This window comes from Streptomyces sp. NPDC092952 (assembly GCF_044754785.1).
Taxonomy (GTDB): domain Bacteria; phylum Actinomycetota; class Actinomycetes; order Streptomycetales; family Streptomycetaceae; genus Streptomyces.
On sequence record NZ_JBIVPT010000002.1, the window covers coordinates 363,680 to 383,941 of the forward strand.

The 20,262-nt window shown below is 70.2% G+C and carries 15 protein-coding genes and 1 pseudogene; 1 reads left to right on the forward strand and 15 read right to left on the reverse strand.

Translation table 11 applies throughout. The annotated features are described in order from the left end of the window. Window positions 1-221 precede the first annotated feature (221 nt). The 12 genes and pseudogenes from ACIQGQ_RS05600 to ACIQGQ_RS05655 form a co-directional block, all read right to left on the reverse strand. Window positions 222-1,004 carry a TIGR03936 family radical SAM-associated protein gene (locus ACIQGQ_RS05600; protein ID WP_402391025.1) on the reverse strand — a complete coding sequence of 261 codons (783 nt, stop codon included), beginning with the start codon at window positions 1,002-1,004 and terminating at the stop codon, window positions 222-224. A 419-nt stretch (window positions 1,005-1,423) separates the two neighbouring features. Next, a complete protein-coding gene (locus ACIQGQ_RS05605) occupies window positions 1,424-3,349 on the reverse strand; it encodes a TIGR03960 family B12-binding radical SAM protein (RefSeq protein WP_402391027.1) in 1,926 nt (641 codons plus the stop codon). A 51-nt stretch (window positions 3,350-3,400) separates the two neighbouring features. Next, window positions 3,401-4,291 (reverse strand): annotated as a pseudogene (locus ACIQGQ_RS05610) (CHAD domain-containing protein); the annotation flags it as partial. Window positions 4,292-4,373: 82 nt separating this feature from the next. Then, entirely contained in the window at window positions 4,374-5,564 is a 1,191-nt protein-coding gene (rodA, locus tag ACIQGQ_RS05615; protein ID WP_402391029.1) for a rod shape-determining protein RodA, read from the reverse strand. After that, window positions 5,564-7,729: a penicillin-binding protein 2 gene (gene mrdA / locus ACIQGQ_RS05620; RefSeq protein ID WP_402391032.1), complete on the reverse strand. Its 2,166-nt coding sequence runs from the start codon at window positions 7,727-7,729 to the stop codon at window positions 5,564-5,566. Before mrdA ends, rodA begins: the two co-directional genes overlap by 1 nt. Further along, the gene (gene mreD / locus ACIQGQ_RS05625) at window positions 7,726-8,388 is read right to left on the reverse strand and encodes a rod shape-determining protein MreD (RefSeq protein WP_402391035.1); all 663 of its coding nucleotides are present in this window, start codon (window positions 8,386-8,388) and stop codon (window positions 7,726-7,728) included. The genes mrdA and mreD overlap by 4 nt, the downstream gene beginning before the upstream one ends. 11 nt (window positions 8,389-8,399) lie before the next feature. Further along, a complete protein-coding gene (gene mreC / locus ACIQGQ_RS05630) occupies window positions 8,400-9,431 on the reverse strand; it encodes a rod shape-determining protein MreC (RefSeq protein ID WP_402391038.1) in 1,032 nt (343 codons plus the stop codon). A 98-nt stretch (window positions 9,432-9,529) separates the two neighbouring features. Then, complete coding sequence (locus tag ACIQGQ_RS05635) at window positions 9,530-10,549, reverse strand: rod shape-determining protein (RefSeq protein WP_402391040.1); 1,020 nt, start codon at window positions 10,547-10,549, stop codon at window positions 9,530-9,532. A gap of 289 nt (window positions 10,550-10,838) precedes the next feature. Then, window positions 10,839-11,252 (reverse strand): nucleoside-diphosphate kinase, encoded by a 414-nt coding sequence (gene ndk, locus ACIQGQ_RS05640; RefSeq protein ID WP_366290990.1) that lies wholly within the window; start codon window positions 11,250-11,252, stop codon window positions 10,839-10,841. Between the two features lie 102 nt (window positions 11,253-11,354). After that, the gene (locus ACIQGQ_RS05645; RefSeq protein WP_352275306.1) at window positions 11,355-11,708 is read right to left on the reverse strand and encodes a DUF4233 domain-containing protein; all 354 of its coding nucleotides are present in this window, start codon (window positions 11,706-11,708) and stop codon (window positions 11,355-11,357) included. A 3-nt stretch (window positions 11,709-11,711) separates the two neighbouring features. After that, window positions 11,712-13,244: a bifunctional folylpolyglutamate synthase/dihydrofolate synthase gene (locus ACIQGQ_RS05650; RefSeq protein ID WP_402391042.1), complete on the reverse strand. Its 1,533-nt coding sequence runs from the start codon at window positions 13,242-13,244 to the stop codon at window positions 11,712-11,714. A 113-nt stretch (window positions 13,245-13,357) separates the two neighbouring features. After that, complete coding sequence (locus tag ACIQGQ_RS05655) at window positions 13,358-15,979, reverse strand: valine--tRNA ligase (RefSeq protein ID WP_402391045.1); 2,622 nt, start codon at window positions 15,977-15,979, stop codon at window positions 13,358-13,360. A 152-nt stretch (window positions 15,980-16,131) separates the two neighbouring features. Here ACIQGQ_RS05655 and ACIQGQ_RS05660 point away from each other — a divergent pair, with 152 nt between their 5' ends. After that, window positions 16,132-17,127 (forward strand): hypothetical protein, encoded by a 996-nt coding sequence (locus ACIQGQ_RS05660; protein ID WP_402391047.1) that lies wholly within the window; start codon window positions 16,132-16,134, stop codon window positions 17,125-17,127. Window positions 17,128-17,199: 72 nt separating this feature from the next. On the opposite strand, the gene clpX is transcribed toward ACIQGQ_RS05660, so the two are convergent. From clpX to ACIQGQ_RS05675, 3 genes are all read right to left on the reverse strand, one after another. Next, a complete protein-coding gene (gene clpX / locus ACIQGQ_RS05665) occupies window positions 17,200-18,501 on the reverse strand; it encodes an ATP-dependent Clp protease ATP-binding subunit ClpX (protein WP_366290978.1) in 1,302 nt (433 codons plus the stop codon). A gap of 158 nt (window positions 18,502-18,659) precedes the next feature. Continuing rightward, on the reverse strand, window positions 18,660-19,340 hold the full coding sequence (locus ACIQGQ_RS05670; RefSeq protein WP_366290976.1) for an ATP-dependent Clp protease proteolytic subunit: 681 nt from the start codon (window positions 19,338-19,340) through the stop codon (window positions 18,660-18,662). Window positions 19,341-19,419: 79 nt separating this feature from the next. After that, window positions 19,420-20,025 (reverse strand): ATP-dependent Clp protease proteolytic subunit, encoded by a 606-nt coding sequence (locus ACIQGQ_RS05675; protein ID WP_187438547.1) that lies wholly within the window; start codon window positions 20,023-20,025, stop codon window positions 19,420-19,422. Between the last annotated feature and the right edge of the window lie 237 nt (window positions 20,026-20,262).

The window sequence follows — 20,262 nt, forward strand, 5'->3', positions numbered from 1 at the left end:
CTCCCGTCAGGCTCCCGGGCGCCGCGCCTGGTTCCGGTCCGGCGGTCCGCGTGGGATACGCGGCTTTGGCCGTCCGGGGCGCGGGCGCCGCACGGGAGCTCAGTGTCTGGCTCGCCGGTTCCGTACGCGCGGGGCGGACGGCCTGGCGAAAGTCTTATTGGGTCATCGCGCGGCCCGCTCCGGATGGCTCCGGGGCCGAAGGCCGCGCCGCAACGACCGCCTTACGCGGAACCTGCACCTTCCGGCGCCGTCGCGGCGGCGGTCCCGGTGGCCGTGGGTGGAGCGGCCGGGGCTGCCTCGCGGTCGGGCGCGAGCGGGTCGGTCACCGTGCCGGAATCCTCGTCGAGGAGCCCCTGCGCCAGCCTGGTCACCGCTGCGGGGACCGGCGGCGCCAGGTCGGCCACCACGTGAAGACCGGACAGGACGTCGTCGGGTCGCACGGCAGGTGTTACGTGCCGAACAACCAGCCGCAGTATCGCACAGGGCCTGTCCCCGGGCCTATCAGCCGGTGGATCGACGACCCGCAGGTCGACGACGGCGGCCCGGGCGTCGAAGGTGCGCATCCCGTTCTTCGCGCGGCGCTGGACCTCCACGGTCTCCGCCCGGTTGAAGGCGTCCACCGCCCCGGCCGCCGCGGCGGGCTCCACGCCCTCCAGCCGCAGCTCCCAGACGGAGGCGGTCAGCCGGTCGGCGAGGCCGGAGGTGTGGGCCTCCACGGCGTCGACGATGTCGAGGCCGTCCGGCAGGGAGTCGTCGAGCAGCGCGCGCAGGACCGCCGGATCGCGGGCCTCGGTGAGGGCGATCTCCAGGAACTCGGCCTCGCTGCCCGTGCCGGTCGGGGCCGCGTTGGCGTAGGAGACCTTGGGGTGCGGGGTGAATCCCGCCGAGTAGGCCATGGGCACCTCGGAGCGGCGCAGGGCCCGCTCGAAGGCGCGCTGGAAGTCACGGTGACTGGTGAACCGGAGGCGGCCGCGCTTGGTGTAGCGCAGTCGGATGCGCTGCACCGCGGGTGCGGGCGGCGGGCCTTCGGGCTGTCGCTTGCCCAGTGGTTCTTCTCCTCGATGCGGAGCGGACGCGGTGGCACGCCGCCCTCGAAATGTCAGGTGGCCCGGGGTGTCCGGTCCGGCTCACCCCCGCCCGGCCTCATGGGTTCCGGGCGAGGAGATCTCTGGTTCGGGCGCCGCGCTGGGCACAGTCGTTGTACTACCCAGAGTACGCGCAAGGCGCCTCCCCGGTTCCCCCGGCCGCCGCGCCCCTGGTCAGCGGGGTGGTGCCCGGCACACGCGGGGCCCGGTCCGGGTTTCCCCGGCCGGGCCCGAGCACCCGGCGGCCGGCCGGGCGTGGCGGTTCTCGCGGCGGTCACGCGCGGACCCCCGTGCTCCGTCCGGAGCACGGGGGTCCGTCCGCCCCTCGGCGGTCGCTCCTACTTCACGACCGACAGCGGCAGCAGCTTCTTGCCGGTCGGGCCGATCTGGATGCTCGTGTCCATCTGCGGGCAGACGCCGCAGTCGAAGCACGGGGTCCAGCGGCAGTCCTCGACCTCGGTCTCGTCGAGCGCGTCCTGCCAGTCCTCCCAGAGCCAGTCCTTGTCCAGGCCGGAGTCCAGGTGGTCCCAGGGCAGGACCTCCTCGTAGCTCCGCTCGCGGGTGGTGTACCAGTCGACGTCCACCCCGTAGCCGGGCAGGGTCTTCTCCGCGGCGGTCATCCAGCGGTCGTAGCTGAAGTGCTCGCGCCAGCCGTCGAAACGGCCGCCGGACTCGTAGACCGCGCGGATGACGGAGCCGACGCGGCGGTCGCCGCGGGAGAGCAGGCCCTCGACGATGCCGGGCTTGCCGTCGTGGTAGCGGAAGCCGATGGAGCGGCCGTACTTCTTGTCGCCGCGGATCTTGTCGCGGAGCTTGGCCAGGCGCTCGTCGGTCTCCTCGGCGCTGAGCTGCGGGGCCCACTGGAAGGGCGTGTGCGGCTTGGGCACGAAGCCGCCGATGGAGACGGTGCAGCGGATGTCGTTCTGGCCGGAGACCTCGCGGCCCTTGGCGATCACGTTGACCGCCATGTCGCCGATCTGGAGGACGTCCTCGTCGGTCTCGGTGGGCAGGCCGCACATGAAGTACAGCTTCACCTGGCGCCAGCCGTTGCCGTACGCGGTGGCCACCGTGCGGATGAGGTCCTCCTCCGAGACCATCTTGTTGATGACCTTGCGCATCCGCTCGGAGCCGCCCTCGGGGGCGAAGGTGAGGCCGGAGCGGCGGCCGTTGCGGGTCAGCTCGTTGGCCAGGTCCACGTTGAACGCGTCGACGCGGGTGGAGGGCAGCGAGAGGCCGATCTTGTCCTCGGTGTACCGGTCGGCGAGGCCCTTGGCGATCTCACCGATCTCGGTGTGGTCCGCGGAGGAGAGCGAGAGCAGGCCGACCTCCTCGAAGCCGGTCGCCTTGAGGCCCTTGTCGACCATCTCGCCGATGCCGGTGATGCTTCGCTCCCGCACGGGGCGCGTGATCATGCCGGCCTGGCAGAAACGGCAGCCGCGGGTGCAGCCGCGGAAGATCTCGACGGACATCCGCTCGTGGACGGTCTCGGCGAGCGGGACGAGCGGCTGCTTCGGGTACGGCCACTCGTCGAGGTCCATCACGGTGTGCTTGGAGACCCGCCACGGCACGCCCGAACGGTTGGGCACGACGCGGCCGATGCGGCCGTCGGGGAGGTACTCGACGTCGTAGAAGCCCGGTACGTAGACGCCGCCGGTCTTCGCGAGGCGCAGCAGCACCTCCTCGCGGCCGCCAGGGCAGCCCTCGGCCTTCCAGGCGCGGACGGTCTCGGTGATCTCCAGGACGGCCTGCTCGCCGTCGCCGATGACCGCGCAGTCGATGAACTCGGCGATCGGCTCGGGGTTGAACGCGGCGTGGCCGCCGGCCAGCACGATCGGGTCGTCCACCGTGCGGTCCGCGGCGTTCAGCGGGATGCCCGCGAGGTCGAGGGCGGTGAGCATGTTGGTGTAGCCGAGCTCGGTGGAGAAGCTCAGCCCGAAGACGTCGAAGGCCTTGACCGGGCGGTGGCTGTCCACGGTGAACTGCGGGACGCCGTGCTCGCGCATCAGCGCTTCCAGGTCCGGCCACACGCTGTAGGTGCGCTCGGCGAGGACGCCCTGCCGCTCGTTGAGTACCTCGTAGAGGATCATGACGCCCTGGTTGGGGAGCCCGACCTCGTACGCGTCCGGGTACATCAGGGCCCAGCGGACGTCGCATTCGTCCCAGGGCTTGACGGTGGAGTTCAGCTCACCGCCGACGTACTGGATGGGCTTCTGCACATGCGGGAGCAGAGCTTCGAGCTGTGGGAAGACCGAGTCGACAGACATCGCGCACTTTCGAGAGCGGGCAAGGGGTGACCATCAAGCGTACCCCGATGCTCAGCCTCCCAGCGCCGCCCGCAGTCCGGGCCGGGAGGCCCGCTCCCATACGCGGACGAGCTCCCGCTCCCTGGCCGCGGCGGCGGCCTCCTCCCGCCCGTACAGCAGTCCCCAGGTGAAGGCCGACTCGCCCGCGGCGTGGGCCCGGGCGGCCAGGAGGCGCAGCTCCTCGCGGGCGACCACGCCGTCGTGGTGGTCGCCGAGGAGGCTCTGTACGGCCTTCATCCGCTTGGCGAACCTCCTGGCCGGGCGGCCGAGGGCGGGGCGGGCGGCGTCCGCCGCGTACCGGGCGCGCTTGGCGGCCTTGCGGGCCTCGTGCAGGGCGAGGTCCCGGCCGGGTCCGGGCGGGAGCTCCAGGGCGCGGGTGATCCGGGCGGCGAGGCGGCGGTACTCCCGCAGCACCGCGCGGGGCAGCTCCCGGGCGGGGTCGCGGGCGGCGGCGGGGAGCAGCGGCGGGTCGGCGAGAAGGGCGTCGAGCGCGTCGAGGAGGTCCCGGTAGCGGTGCCCGTCGAGCACGGCGACGGTACGGCGGCGGGGGCCGCCGCGCCGGTCCGCCGACCGGATCCGCAGCCGGGCGCGGACCGGGCCGAGGACCAGGGTGCCGGGCAGCTCGTCGAGGCGGGCGAGGAGCCGGGCGTCGAGCACTTCCTGGTCGCGGTCGGCGCCGAGTTCGGCGGCGAGCCACTTCAGCTCGTCGGCGAGCGGGCCGGTGGCGCCCCGGTCGAGGAGCCTGCGGTGGGTCCGCAGGGCGCTGCGCAGGCTGCGGGTGGCGACGCGCATCCGGTGCACGGCGTCGGGCCGGTCGCGGCGGACGGCCGGTTCGAGGGCGGCGACGGCCCCGGCCTGCTCGCGCAGGTAGGCGAGGACGTGGTCGCCCGCGGTGGCCGGCTCCTCGCCGCCGGCGCGCCGCGGCCGCCCGTGCCGTACGTTCGCCATACCCCGAATCTACGGCGATCCGGGCGCTTCCGGTGGATCAGGCGCTTATCGGGCGCTGCACCTTGATCGACTGGAGCAGCCCGACCGCCACCCAGACGGCGAACATCGAGGAGCCGCCGTACGAGACGAAGGGCAGCGGGAGCCCGGCGACCGGCATGATGCCGAGCGTCATCCCGATGTTCTCGAAGGCCTGGAAGGCGAACCAGGCGATGATCCCGGCGGCGACGACGGTGCCGTAGAGCTCGGTGGTCTCGCGGGCGATCCGGCAGGCCCGCCAGAGCACGACCCCGAGCAGGACGATGATCAGCCCGGCGCCGACGAAGCCGAGCTCCTCTCCCGCGACGGTGAAGACGAAGTCGGTCTGCTGTTCGGGGACGAACTGGCCGGTGGTCTGGGTGCCGTGGAAGAGGCCGGTCCCGGTGAGTCCGCCGGAGCCGATCGCGATACGGGCCTGGTTGGTGTTGTAGCCGACACCCGCCGGGTCGAGCGCGGGGTTGGCGAAGGCGGCGAAGCGGGCGATCTGGTACTCGTCGAGCAGGCCGAGCTGCCAGATCGCGACGGCCCCGGCCACGCCCGCGCCGAGGAGTCCGGCGATCCAGCGGTTCGATGCCCCGGAGGCGAGCAGCGCGCCGAGCACGATGACGACCATGACCATCACCGAGCCGAGGTCGGGCATCCCCATCACGATGACCATCGGGACGGCGGCCAGACCGAGGGCCTTGGCGACCGTCCGGTGGTCGGGGTGGAGCTGGTCGCCCGCGTCGACGCGCTCGGCGAGCAGCATCGCCATGATCAGGATGATGGTGATCTTGGTGAACTCGGAGGGCTGGAGCGAGAAGCCGCCGCCGATGATGATCCACGCGTGGGCGCCGTTGACGGTGGCGCCGAGCGGGGTGAGCACCGTCAGCACCAGGAGCACCGAGACGCCGTACAGGATCGGGACGGCGCCGCGCAGGGTGCGGTGGCCGAGCCAGACCGTGCCGATCATCAGGGCGAGGCCGATGCCGGTGTTGAGGGCGTGCCGGAAGAGGAAGTAGTACGGGTCGCCGTGGGTGAGCGAATCGCGTCCCCGGGTCGCCGAGTAGACCAGCAGCGAGCCGATGAAGGAGAGCGCGAGGGCCGACCCGAGCATCGGCCAGTCGAGCTTGCGGACCACCGAGTCGCGGGCGACGAGCCTGGCCCAGGTGGTGCGCTCGGGCGCGTACCGCTGTACGGAGAAGCCGGCCATCAGTCGCGCCTCCCCACGATCGCGGCGAGCGTCTGGCTCTCCGGGGTCTGCTGCGAGCTCGGGTCGTAGGGCTTGATCGACGGGGAGTCGATCGAACCGTCCGACTGGATCTTCGGCAGGGCCTTCTGCGGCGTCGGCAGCAGCGCCTTCTTCAGGTCCTGGTTGCCGGACTTGTCGAGCCCGTAGATCGCGTCGTAGATGTTGCGCACGGCGGGGCCGGAGGCGCCGGAGCCTGTACCGCCCTGGGAGATCGTCATGACGATCGAGTAGTCCTTGGTGTACGTGGCGAACCAGGAGGTCGTCTGCTTGCCGTAGACCTCGGCCGTACCCGTCTTGGCGTGCATCGGGATCTTGGCCTGCGGCCAGCCGCCGAACCGCCAGGCGGCCGAGCCGACGGTCGCGACGCCCGCGAGGGCCTTGTCGATGTCGTTGCGGGTCTTGCGGGTGAAGGGCAGCTTGCCGTGCGACTTCGGCCTGATCTCCTGGATCTCCTTGCCGTCGCCGCTGACGACCGCCTTGCCGACGGTCGGGTCGTAGAGCGTGCCGCCGTTGGAGATGGCGGCGTAGATGGTGGCCATCTGGATCGGGGTGACGAGCGTGTCGCCCTGGCCGATCGAGTAGTTGACGGAGTCACCGGCGCGCATCTTGTCGCCCTCGCGGCAGTTCTCGTAGGCGATCCGCTCGACGTACGTGCCGTCCTTCTTGCCCTGCTTGCACCAGGCGTCCTTGTTGGCGTCGAAGAACTTCTGCTTCCACTCGCGGTCGGGGACGCGGCCGCTGACCTCGTTGGGGAGGTCGATGCCGGTCTCCTTGCCGAGGCCGAACTGGTGGGCGGTCCTGAAGAACCAGTCCTTGGGGTGCTTCTTCGGGTTCATGCCGCCGTCCTTCAGCCACTCCTTGTGCGCGAGGCCGTAGTAGACGGTGTCGCAGGAGACCTCCAGGGCGCGGCCGATCGTGATGTCGCCGTATCCCTGGGACTCGTAGTTGGTGAAGGTCTGGCCGCCGATGCTGTACGCGCTGGGGCAGGGGTAGTGGCCGTCGAAGGCGTATCCGGCGTTGACCGCGGCGGTCGAGGAGATGACCTTGAAGATCGAGCCGGGGGCGGCCTGGCCCTGGATGGCCCGGTTCAGCAGCGGGAAGTTGGAGTTCTTGCCGGTGAGCTTGGCGTAGTCCTTGGCGGAGATGCCGCCGACCCAGGAGTTGGGGTCGTAGTTGGGCAGCGAGGCCATCGCGACGACCCGGCCGGTCTTCGCCTCCATGACGACGACGGCACCGGAGTCGGCCTTGTAGTTCTCGCCGGTGTTCTTGTCGAAGGCCTTGCGGGCCTCCTTCATCGCCCCGTTCAGCTCGTACTCGGCCACGGCCTGGACCCGGGCGTCGATGGAGGTGACGACGGAGGAGCCGGGCTCCGCCTTGTCGTTCTTGGCCTGGCCGATGACCCGGCCGAGGTTGTCGACCTCGTAGCGGGTGACCCCGGCCTTGCCTCGCAGCTCCTTGTCGTACGTGCGCTCCAGGCCGGAGCGGCCGACCTGGTCGGCGCGGAGGTACGGCGAGTCGGTGTCCTGGGCCTTGGTGATCTCCTCGTCGGTGACCGGCGAGAGGTAGCCGAGGACCTGCGCGGTGTTGGCCTTGCCGGGGGCCGGGTAGCGGCGTACGGCGGTGGGTTCGGCGGTGATCCCGGGGAAGTCCTCGGCTCGCTCGCGGATCGTCAGGGCCTGCTGGGTGGTCGCCTCGTCGGTGACCGGGATCGGCTGGTAGGGCGAACCGTTCCAGCAGGGCTGCGGCGTCTTCGCGTCGCAGAGCCGGACCTTGTCGAGGACGTCCTTCGGCTTCATGTCGAGGACCCCGGCGAGCCGGGTCAGCACGCTCTTGCCGTCGTCCTTCATCTTCAGCAGCTCGGTGCGGCTGGCGGAGACCACCAGCCGGGTCTCGTTGTCGGCGAGCGGCACCCCGCGCGCGTCGAGGATGGAGCCGCGGACGGCGGGCTGGACGACCTGCTGGACGTGGTTGTTCTTCGCCTCGTCGCTGTACTCCTGGCCGTTGCGGATCTGGAGGTACCAGAGCCGCCCGCCGAGGGTGAGCAGCAGGGAGAGGACCAGGATCTGGATGACGACGAGGCGGATCTGGACCCGCGGGGTCCGGCCGGTCTCGGGAATGTTGGTCACAGGCGCTTGACCCCCTTGATGCGTCCGGCGCGGGCCGCGCGGTTGCGGGCGGCCTTGACGCGCAGCCCGCCGCGCTGGCTGCCGATCCTCAGACCGGTGCCGGTGGCGAGCCAGCCGGCCGCCACGTCCCCGCCGCCACCGGTGTCGGCGAGCGGGTCGCCCACCGTGCGTCTGGCGGCGGCCATGACGAGCGGGACGACGAAGGGCGCGAGCAGCAGGTCGTAGAGGGCCGCGGTGAACAGCAGGCTGCCGAGGCCCACGTGGCGGGCCGCGGTGTCCCCGACGAGCGCGCCGACCATCGCGTACAGCAGGGTCGAGCCGATCGCCGCGGCCACCACGCCGGTCATCGGGACCAGTGCCGACTTGAGCTGCCCGGTCTCGGGCTTGGCCAGCCCGGCGAGGTAGCCGATGACGCAGAGGACCAGCGCGTACCGCCCGGCCGCGTGGTCGGCGGGCGGTGCCAGGTCGGCCAGGAGCCCCGCGCCGAAGCCGACGAGGGCGCCGCTGACGTGCCCGTACACGAAGGCGAGACCGAGTACGACGAGCAGCAGCAGGTCGGGGACGGCACCGGGGAGCTGGAGGCGGGCGAGGACGGAGACCTGGACGACCAGGGCGACGACGACCAGGACGGTGGAGAGCAGAATCCGGTTCAGACGCATGGGAATCAGCTCTACCTCTGCTCGTCGACCGCGTTCGAAGTGCCGTTCGGATCCGGGCTGTTGCCGGCGTCCGGGCTCTCGTGGATGTTCCCGACGACGTTCCCCCCGGTGTCGACGATGTCGCCGTTGGGCGAGATCGTGACCGTGACGGTCGGCGTCGGCTTCGGCTTGGCGGGCTTGGCCGGCTGCTTGGGCAGGACCATGTCCCGGGGGTCCTCGCGCGGCGCCTGGACCACGACGCCGACGATGTCGAGCTTGGTGAACCCGACGTACGGACGGACGTAGACCGTACGGGTCAGACCGCCGCCGGACGGGTCGACGCGGACGACCTCGCCGACCGGGACCCCGGGCACGAACGGCTTGTCCTTGCTGGAGCCGAAGGTGACCAGCCGGTCGCCCTTCTTCACCTTGGCCTTGCCGTTGAGGAACTGGACGGACAGCGGCTGGGAGCCCTGGCCGGTGGCGAAGCCCAGCTCGTCGGTCTTCTCCATCCGGGTGCCGACGGTGAAGTCGGGGTCGTTGGCGAGGAGCACCGTGGCGGTGTCCGGGCCGACGGTGGTGACCCGGCCCACCAGGCCGTCACCGTTGATGACGGTCATGTCGCGCTTGATCCCGTCCTTGGACCCCGCGTCGATGGTGATCGTCCAGGAGAAGCCCTGGGCCGCTCCTATGGCGATGACCTCGGCACCCTTGATGCCGTACTGCCCGGTGGCCGACTTCTTCAGCATCCGGTCCAGCTCGCGGACCCGGCTGCGGTTCCGGCCGTCGCTGCCCAGTTCCGTGCGGAGCTTGGCGTTCTCCTGCTCCAGCTGGGCGATCCGGGTGTGCCGCGCCCCGGATTCGCGTACCGCCCCTATGGCGTTGCCCACCGGATCGACGGCGGCCGCGACGCCGTTCTCCACCGGCCCGAAGGCCGCCGCGGCGGCCTTCCGGGCGCCGTCCACCGGCGACTCCTCGCCTCCGCGGATGTCCACCGTGATCAAAGCGAACGCGATGGCGATCAGCAGCACCAGGAGCAGCCGGCTCTCTCGTGTGTCCCTCACGTGCGGCGGCCGTGCCTTCCTCGTCGGAATATTCGTGCCTGTATGTCAACGACCGGCCGTACGGAACAGTGGCGTTCCGTACGGCCGACCGGGGTTGTTCACCTGCGGGGCTGGGCGTCCAGCACCTGCTGGAGCGCCTCGAACTCCTCGACGCACTTGCCGGAGCCGAGGGCCACCGAGTCCAGCGGGTCCTCCGCGATGTGGATCGGCATGCCGGTCTCGCGGCGCAGCCGCTCGTCGAGCCCCCGCAGCATCGCGCCGCCGCCGGTGAGGACGATGCCGCGGTCCATGATGTCGCCGGAGAGCTCCGGCGGGCACTTGTCGAGCGTGGTCTTCACCGCGTCGACGATCGCGTTGACCGGCTCCTCGATGGCCTTGCGGACCTCGGCGGCGGAGATGACCACGGTCTTGGGCAGCCCGGAGACCAGGTCGCGGCCGCGGATCTCGGTGTGCTCGTCCTTGTCCATGTCGTACGCCGAACCGATGGTGATCTTGATCTGTTCGGCGGTGCGCTCGCCGAGGAGGAGCGAGTACTCCTTCTTGACGTGCTGGATGATCGCGTTGTCCAGCTCGTCACCGGCGACCCGGATGGACTGGGCAGTGACGATTCCGCCCAGCGAGATGACCGCGACCTCGGTGGTGCCGCCACCGATGTCGACGACCATGTTGCCGGTGGCCTCGTGGACCGGCAGCCCGGAGCCGATGGCGGCCGCCATGGGCTCCTCGATGATGTGCACCTGACGGGCGCCGGCCTGGGTCGACGCCTCGATGACGGCGCGTCGCTCGACCCCGGTGATGCCGGAGGGCACACAGACCACGACCCGCGGACGGGCCAGGTAGCGGCGCTTGTGGATCTTCAGGATGAAGTAGCGGAGCATCCGCTCGGTGATCTCGAAGTCGGCGATCACGCCGTCCTTCAGGGGCCGTACGGCGACGATGTTGCCGGGCGTACGGCCGATCATCTTCTTGGCCTCGGAGCCGACCGCCAGGATGCCGCCGGTGTTGGTGTTGATGGCCACGACGGACGGCTCGTTCAGAACGATGCCGCGCCCCCTGACGTACACCAGCGTGTTGGCAGTCCCGAGGTCGATAGCCATGTCACGACCGATGAACGACATTGAGTTCCCCTTGTTCCTCATTGAGGATGCGTCGGGCCTTCAGAGAAAGCATGGTGGCTTGTTCTGGATGGCGGGCTGAGCGCGGCGGGCGTGGAGGATTCCATCGTAGTGGCGTACCGACGGACACCGCGCGAGGGTGCTTCGCCTTCGCGAGTGGAACGGAAGACCGTTCCCCTCATGGTGACGTTATGTCGGAGGGATGCGTTCCCGCGATCCAGGACCCTATACCGAAGGGCGACCGAATTAATTCGGTCGCCCCAGGGTTGAGCGCTGTTCGGCTGATCCGCGATCAGGCGATGCCCGGGAAGAACAGCTTCAGCTCGCGCTCCGCGGACTCCTCGGAGTCCGAGGCGTGGATGAGGTTCTCCCGGGTGATGGTGCCGAAGTCGCCCCGGATGGAGCCGGGCGCGGCGGCGATCGGGTCGGTGGGGCCGGCCAGCGTACGGACGCCCTCGATGACCCGCTCGCCCTCGGCGACCAGCGCCACGATCGGGCCGGACTGCATGAACTCCACCAGCGGCTCGTAGAACGGGCGGCCGACGTGCTCGGCGTAGTGCTGCTCCAGCGTGGCACGGTCGAGGGTGCGCAGCTCCAGCGCGGTGATCCGCCAGCCGGCCTTGCGCTCGATCCGCCCGACGATCTCGCCGACCAGTCCGCGCCGGACAGCGTCGGGCTTGAGGAGAACGAGGGTGCGCTGGGTCATGGTGTGCGGCTCCTTGCAGGCATGCGGGTGCGGTGGATCGAGGCTACAGGGGTACGGAGCCGGGCCCGCGGCCGGGTTTGGCCGCGGGACGCGCTCCGCCGGTCAGGCCGCGGCCTCGGCCGCCTCCTGCGCCGCCGCCCAGCGGGCCTTCGCCTCGTCGATCTTCCGACCGTAGTGGACCGAGGCCCACCACAGCCCGGCGAAGACCACCCCGAGGATGAACATCGTCGGAACGAAGAATCCGCCGAGCACCAGGGCGATCTGGAGCACCCAGCCGAGCTGGACGCCACCGGGACGAGTGATCATCCCGCAGAGCAGCACGGAGAGCACCATGCCGATGCCGCAGACCGTCCAGACCGTGCCATTGCTCAGATCGTCGGACTTCATCGCGACGAGACCGGCGAAACCGATCACGAAGAATTCACCGATGAGCGTGGATGCACAGAGCGTACGCATGGGTCAGCGCCTTCCCAGAAGCAGCCGGGCCTCGCCGACCGTGATCACGGAACCGGTCACCAGCACACCGGCCCCCGCGTATTCGTCCTCCTCCTCGGCGAGGGTGATCGCCGCCTCCAGCGCGTCGTCCAGGCGCGGCTCCACCTGGACCCGGTCCTCGCCGAAGACCTCCACGGCGATGGCGGCCAGCGCGTCCGCGTCCATCGCGCGGGGGGTGGAGTTCTGGGTGACGACGACCTCGGCGAAGATCGGCTCGAAGGCTTCGAGGAGCCCTCTGACGTCCTTGTCGGCGCTGGTGCCGACGACGCCGATCAGCCGGGAGAAGCCGAACGCCTCGGAGAGCCCGTCGGCGGTGGCGCGGGCGCCCCCGGGGTTGTGCGCGGCGTCCAGGACGACGGTGGGGCTGGACCGGACGACCTCCAGGCGGCCCGGGGAGACCACCGAGGCGAACGCCCTGCGGACCGTGTCGGCGTCCAGCGAGCCGGGCCGCTCGGCCCCGACCCCGAAGAACGCCTCCACCGCGGCGAGCGCCACCGCGGCGTTGTGCGCCTGGTGGGCCCCGTAGAGCGGGAGGAAGATCTCGGTGTACTCGTTGCCCTCGCCGCCCAGGCCGCGCAGGGTCAGCAGCTGCCCGCCGACCGCGACCTCCCGGGAGACGACGCCGAACTCCATGCCCTCGCGGGCGACCGTGGCGTCGACCTCGACGGCCTTCTTCAGCATCACCTGCGCGGCGTCCACCGGCTGCTGCGCCAGGATGACCGTGGCGCCCTGCTTGATGATCCCGGACTTCTCCACGGCGATCTCGGCCGGTGTGGAGCCCAGCCGGTCGGTGTGGTCCAGCGAGATGGGGGTGACGACGGCGACCGAGCCGTCGATCACGTTCGTCGCGTCCCAGCTGCCGCCCATACCGACCTCGACGACGGCGACGTCGACCGGGGCGTCGGCGAAGGCCGCGTAGGCCATTCCGGTCAGCACCTCGAAGAAGGAGAGCCGGTAGGGCTGCTGGGTGTCGACCATCTCCACGTACGGCTTGATGTCCTGGTACGCCTCCACGAACCGCTCGGGGGCGATCGGGGCGCCGTCCAGGCTGATCCGCTCGGTGATCGACTGGACGTGCGGCGAGGTGTAGCGGCCGGTGCGCAGGTCGAAGGCGCCGAACAGCGCCTCGATCATGCGGGCCGTGCTCGTCTTGCCGTTGGTCCCGGTGATGTGGATCGAGGGGTAGGCGCGCTGCGGCTCGCCGAGCACGTCCATCAGCGCGGCGATGCGGGTGACGGACGGCTCCAGCTTGGTCTCGCCCCAGCGTCCGGCGAGCTCCTGCTCCACCTCGCGCAGCGCCTTGTCCACCTCGGGGTCGGCGGGGCGGGCCGGAAGCTCCGCGCCCTGCGGCGGGCCGGAGCGGGTGCGCAGCGTACGGCTCCCGGCCTCGATCACCGCCAGGTCGGGGTCGCGCTGGGTCTCTTCGTCGACGATCTCCGCGAAGGCGTCGTCGGAGTCGGAGTTGTCGGGCCGGTCGGAAGGGCGGGGCTCACTCACACGAGCCAGTCTACGGATGGGCACCGACAACGCGCGCGGCGCATGGGCCCGGACGGAACGGAGCCCCCGTCCCCCTGGTCGGTCAGGGGTACGGGGGCTCCGTGCTCAGGTGATCAGCTCTGCGGCAGTTTCGCCAGCTGACCGGTGATCCGCTCGATGTCGGCCTCGGCCTTGGCGAGCCGGCCGCGGATCTTGTCGACGACCTGGTCGGGCGCCTTGGCGAGGAACGCCTCGTTGCCGAGCTTCCCGGTGGCCTGCGCCTTCTCCTTCTCGGCGGCGGCCAGATCCTTCGTCAGGCGCTTGCGCTCCGCCTCGACGTCGATGGTGCCGGAGAGGTCCAGGGCGACCGTGACACCCGCGACGGGCAGCGAGGCGGTGGCGTGGAAGCCCTCACCGGCCGGCTGGAGCCGCAGCAGCTGGCGGACGGCCGCCTCGTGCGGCGCGAGCGCCGTACCGGCCAGGGTGAGCTCGGCCGGGACCTTCTGGCCGGGCTGGAGGCCCTGGTCGGAGCGGAACCGGCGGACCTCGGTGACGAGCTGCTGGACGAGCCCGATCTCCTGCTCGGCCGCCTCGTCGCGGAAGCCGGAGTCCTTGGGCCACTCGGCGACGACGACGGACTCGCCGCCGGTGAGCGCCGTCCACAGCGTCTCCGTGACGAACGGGACGACCGGGTGCAGCAGCCGCAGCATCACGTCGAGGACCTCGCCCAGGACCCGGCCGGAGACCCTGGCCTGCTCGCCGCCCGCGAAGAACGTGGTCTTGGACAGCTCGACGTACCAGTCGAAGACCTCGTCCCAGGCGAAGTGGAACAGGGCGTCGCTGAGCTTGGCGAACTGGAAGTCGTCGTAGAGGGCGTCCACCTCGGCGACGGTCTTGTTCAGCCGCGACAGGATCCAGCGGTCGGTCGAGGACATCGACTCGGCCGGGGGCAGCTCGCCCTCGATCGTGGCGCCGTTCATCAGCGCGAAGCGCGTGGCGTTCCAGATCTTGTTGGCGAAGTTGCGCGAGCCCTGGACCCAGTCCTCGCCGATCGGGACGTCGACGCCGGGGTTGGCGCCGCGGGCCAGCGTGAAGCGGAGCGCGTCGGAGCCGTACTTGTCCATCCAGTCGATCGGGTTGACCGCGTTGCCGAAGGACTTCGACATCTTCTTGCCGAACTGGTCGCGGACCATTCCGTGCAGGGCGATGGTGTGGAAGGGCGGGGTGCCGTCCATCGCGTACAGGCCGAACATCATCATCCGGGCAACCCAGAAGAAGAGGATGTCGTAGCCGGTGACCAGGACGGAGTTCGGGTAGAACTTCGCGAGGCTGTCGGTCTTCCCGGGCCAGCCGAGGGTGGAGAACGGCCACAGGCCGGAGGAGAACCAGGTGTCCAGGACGTCGGTCTCCTGGTGCCAGCCCTCGCCGGACGGCGGCTCCTCGCCGGGGCCGACGCAGACGATCTCGCCGTTCGGGCCGTACCAGACGGGGATGCGGTGGCCCCACCAGAGCTGGCGCGAGATGCACCAGTCGTGGAGGTTGTCGACCCAGTCGAAGTACCGCTTCTCCATCTCCTGCGGGTGGATCTTGACCCTGCCGTCGCGGACGGCGTCACCGGCGGCCTGCGCGAGCGGGCCGACCTTGACCCACCACTGCATCGACAGGCGCGGCTCGACGGTCGTCTTGCAGCGCGAGCAGTGGCCGACGGAGTGGACGTACGGGCGCTTCTCGGCGACGATCCGGCCCTCGGCGCGCAGGGCGGCGACGATGGCGGAGCGGGCCTCCAGCCGGTCCAGACCCTCGAAGGGGCCGGGGACGGTGATGACCGCGCGCTCGTTCATGACGGCGATCGAGGGCAGGTCGTGGCGCCGGCCGATCTCGAAGTCGTTCGGATCGTGGGCGGGCGTCACCTTGACGGCGCCGGTGCCGAACTCGGGGTCGACGTGGGTGTCCGCGACGACCGGGATCGTACGGTCGGTGAGCGGCAGCTTGATCTGCTTGCCGACCAGATGGCGGTAGCGCTCGTCGTCGGGGTGGACTGCGACGGCGGTGTCGCCGAGCATCGTCTCGGCGCGGGTGGTGGCGACGACGATGGTCTCCTCGCCCTCGCCGTACGTCATGGAGACGAGCTCGCCGTCGTCGTCCTGGTACTCCACCTCGATGTCCGAGATGGCCGTCAGACAGCGCGGGCACCAGTTGATGATGCGCTCGGCGCGGTAGATCAGCTCGTCGTCGTAGAGCTTCTTGAAGATGGTCTGGACGGCCTCGGAGAGGCCCTCGTCCATGGTGAACCGCTCGCGGGACCAGGCGACGCCGTCACCGAGGCGGCGCATCTGGCCGGAGATCTGGCCGCCGGACTCGTTCTTCCACTTCCAGACGCGCTCGACGAACGCCTCGCGGCCCAGGTCGTGGCGGGACTTGCCCTCCTTGGCCAGCTCGCGCTCGACGACGTTCTGCGTGGCGATGCCCGCGTGGTCCATGCCGGGCTGCCAGAGCGTCTCGTGCCCCTGCATGCGGGCGCGGCGGGTCAGCGCGTCGATCAGCGTGTGCTCGAAGGCGTGGCCCAGGTGGAGGCTGCCCGTGACGTTCGGCGGCGGGATGACGACGGTGAACGGGGGCTTCTCGCTGTGCTCGTCGGCCTCGAAGTAACCGCGCTCCACCCAGCGCTCGTACAGCTTCCCCTCTACCTCGGCCGGCGCGTACTGGGTCGGCAGTTCGGGGGTGCTGGCTGGCGTCTGCTGAGTCTTCTCGGTCACGGGGGACAGTTTAGGGCCGTCACAGTCATGCACTGAAACCGGTTTGTTCAGTAACGGTGCGGCTCCCGGTGCCCCATCCGGGTGGACCTTCCGCCAGGATGTCCAAAACACATAAACACTCCGGTGAGCACTTCCGAACAGGGGAACCGCAGATGAGCTACAACCAGCCGGGCCCGTACGGCCAGCAGCCCCCGCAGGGCCAGCCCGGTCCGTACGGTGGTCAGCCGCCCCAGGGGCAGCCCGGCCCCTACGGCCAGCAGCCGGGCCCGTACGGCCAGCAGCCCCCGCAGGGCCAGCCCGGCTACGGCTACCCCCAGCAGGCCCCCCAGGGCGTCCCCCCGCAGGGCCAGCCGGGCTACGGCTACCCGCAGCAGCAGCCCCAGCAGCCCGGCCCGTACGGCCAGCAGCCGCCCACTCCCCCGTACGGCGGCCAGCCGGCCTACGGCGGCCAGATGCCGATGCCCCCGGCCCAGCCGAAGAAGAAGACCGGCCTGGTCGTCGGCGGCGTGATCGTGGCCCTGGCGGTCATCGGCGGCGGCATCTACTTCCTGACCGGCGGGGGCGGCGGCGGGCTCAGCGACGACGGCCCGCACACCCTGACGACGCCGGCGACGGTGCTGGGCGACTACAAGCGCCTGAGCAAGGACGCCGCGAGCCAGGAGCAGAGCGACGACGACACCAAGGAACTGACGCAGACCGGCATCCAGGACCCCAAGACCGCCGCCGGGCTCTACTCCACCGCGGACATCACCAAGTTCGACCCCAACAAGCCCAACGACCCGAACATGCTGACCGCGAAGATGATCACCCTCGCCGGCGCGTACGGCAAGATCAGCGATCCGGCCAAGACGCTGGACGCGTTCTTCGCCTCCATGCAGAAGAACGCGGCCGGAAGCAAGAACGGCAAGCTCGTCGGCAGCCCGGAGGAGGTCTCCCCCGCCGGGTTCGACAACGGCATCATGAAGTGCCAGGGCACCGAGGGCACGGACTCCAAGACCCAGAAGCCGAAGAACGACTGGTTCTGTGCCTGGGCCGACTACAGCACCCTGGCGATGGTCTCCCCCGGCGACATGACGCGGAGCGTGGACAGGGACACCGCGGCCAAGATCGCGGCGGACCTCCGCAAGGAGATCCGCGTCAAGAAGTAGCGTTGGCAACGCGGAAGGGGCGCCCGCCAGTTCACCTGGCCGGGCGCCCCTTCCGTCCGTGTGCGGCCGCCGTTACGCGGACTTCTCGTGCCGGCCTCCGCCGTCGCCCTTGCCGATCGTGCGCGGCTCGCGCGGGACCAGGGTGGGGTTCACGTTGTTGCGGACGACGTCCGGGGTGATGACGACGCGGGCGACGTCCTTGCGGGACGGCACCTCGTACATCACCGACTGGAGGACTTCCTCCATGATGGCGCGCAGCCCGCGCGCGCCGGTCTGGCGGAGGATCGCCTGGTCGGCGATGGCTTCCAGCGCGCCGCGCTCGAAGTCCAGCTCCACACCGTCGAGTTCGAAGAGGCGCTGGTACTGCTTCACCAGCGCGTTGCGCGGCTCGACGAGGATCTGGAGCAGCGCCTCGCGGTCGAGGTTGTGGACCGAGGTGAGGACGGGCAGGCGGCCGATGAACTCCGGGATCATCCCGAACTTCACCAGGTCCTCCGGCATGACCTCCTGGAACTGGTCGCTCGCCTCGATCTCCCGCTTGGACCGGATCGTCGCGCCGAAGCCGATGCCCTTGGCGCCCGCCCGGGACTCGATGATCCGCTCCAGGCCGGAGAAGGCACCGCCGACGATGAAGAGCACGTTCGTCGTGTCGATCTGGATGAATTCCTGGTGCGGGTGCTTCCGGCCGCCCTGCGGCGGTACGGAGGCGGTGGTGCCCTCCAGGATCTTCAGCAGGGCCTGCTGGACGCCCTCGCCGGAGACGTCGCGAGTGATCGACGGGTTCTCGCTCTTGCGGGCGACCTTGTCGATCTCGTCGATGTAGATGATCCCGGTCTCGGCCTTCTTGACGTCGTAGTCCGCGGCCTGGATCAGCTTCAGCAGGATGTTCTCGACGTCCTCGCCGACGTAGCCGGCCTCCGTCAGCGCCGTCGCGTCGGCGATGGCGAACGGGACGTTGAGCATGCGGGCCAGGGTCTGCGCGAGCAGCGTCTTGCCGGAGCCCGTGGGGCCCAGCAGCAGGATGTTGGACTTGGCCAGCTCGATGGCGTCGTCCCGGCCCTGGGCGCCGCCGTTCTCACCCGCCTGGACCCGCTTGTAGTGGTTGTACACCGCGACCGAGAGGGCCTTCTTCGCGGGCTCCTGCCCGACGACGTACCCCTCGAGGAACTCGTAGATCTCGCGCGGCTTGGGGAGTTCCTCCCAGCGCACCTCGGAGGTCTCGGCGAGCTCCTCCTCGATGATCTCGTTGCAGAGATCGATGCACTCGTCGCAGATGTACACACCGGGTCCCGCGATGAGCTTCTTCACCTGCTTCTGGCTCTTTCCGCAGAACGAGCACTTGAGCAGGTCGCCGCCATCACCGATGCGTGCCACGAGGTGCTTCCCCTTCGCCTGGGAGCAGCTTGGTTCAGCGGCTCCTGGTGCCTCTATCCGACGGTACCTTGCCTGGCCCCCCGTTCGGGCCCCCCTTGGCACGGTTCACGCGGCCGGAGCCGGGCGAACACGGTGTGCCAAGGGGCTGAAGACCGGCGTCAGACGGCCGAGGCCGCCTGCTTGCGGGTCGACACGATCTGGTCGACGAGACCGTAGGCGAGGGCTTCCTCGGCGGTCAGGATCTTGTCGCGCTCGATGTCGTCGCGGACCTTCTCCAGCGGGGTGGTGGAGTGCTTGGCCAGCAGCTCCTCCAGCTGGGTGCGCATCCGCAGGATCTCGTTGGCCGCGATCTCCAGGTCGGAGAGCTGCTCGCGGCCGGTCTGCGAGGACGGCTGGTGGATCAGCACGCGGGCGTTGGGCAGCGCCATGCGCTTGCCGGGGGTGCCCGCGGCGAGCAGCACGGCCGCGGCGGAGGCCGCCTGGCCCATGCAGACCGTCTGGATGTCCGGCTTCACGAACTGCATCGTGTCGTAGATCGCGGTGAGCGCGGTGAACGAGCCGCCGGGGCTGTTGATGTAGATCGAGATGTCCCGGTCCGGGTCCATCGACTCCAGGCAGAGGAGCTGGGCCATGACGTCGTTGGCGGAGGCGTCGTCGATCTGCACGCCGAGGAAGATCACGCGCTCCTCGAAGAGCTTCGCGTACGGGTCGTACTCGCGCACGCCCTGCGAGGTGCGCTCCACGAAGCGCGGGACGATGTAGCGGTTGTCCACCTGCGGGCCGGTGTAGAGGCCGCTCGCGGAGGCGCCGGGGAAGTTGTTCATGTGGGTGTTCACCATCCTGGTGGCGTTCTGTGGCTGGGTGTCTCGGCGTACGAGAGGTGCGCGGGGCGGTGGCGCCGGTCCGGTGGAAGCCGGATCAGGCGCCGGTGCCGCCGCCGCCCGGAACGCCCGATGCGGCCGTGATGATCTCGTCGATGAGGCCGTACTCCTTGGCCTCCTCCGCGGTGTACCAACGGTCGCGGTCGCCGTCGCGGATGATCGTCTCGACGGTCTGGCCGGAGTGGCGGGCGGTGATCTCCGCCATCCGCTGCTTGGTGCGCAGCAGGTACTGGGCCTGGATCTTGATGTCCGAGGCCGTACCGCCGATGCCGGCCGAACCCTGGTGCATGAGGATGTCGGTGTTCGGGAGCGCGAAGCGCTTGCCCGCGGTGCCGCCGGTGAGCAGGAACTGGCCCATGGAGGCCGCCATGCCCATCCCGATCGTCACCACGTCGTTGGGGATGTACTGCATGGTGTCGTAGACCGCCATGCCGGCCGTCACCGAACCGCCGGGGCTGTTGATGTAGAGGTAGATGTCCTTCTCGGGCTCCGCGGCGAGAAGAAGCAGCTGCGCGGTGATCTTGTTGGCGATCTCGTCGTCGACCTGCTGGCCGAGGAAGATGATGCGCTCGCCGAGCAGCCGGCTGTAGACCTGGTCACCGAGGCCTCCACCGAGGGACGGCTCTCCGGCGGCGTAGGGCATCAGATTCGTCACGTATCCACCTGCTCGTCTCTGACGGCTCCGGCCGTCTCAGCGTCTTCGTACCGGGTGGGCGGGGAGCTTCCCCACCCTTCCTCTTCATGGACCCTAACGCGCAGGTGGGACAACGCCATCCCGCTTCCGCAACTGTTCGCTGGGAGCGCAAGCTCCGCAGTCCGCACAAGGGTTGTGGGGCACCGTACGCCCTACGGCGACGGGCTCCGGACGCGGGTGCGTCCG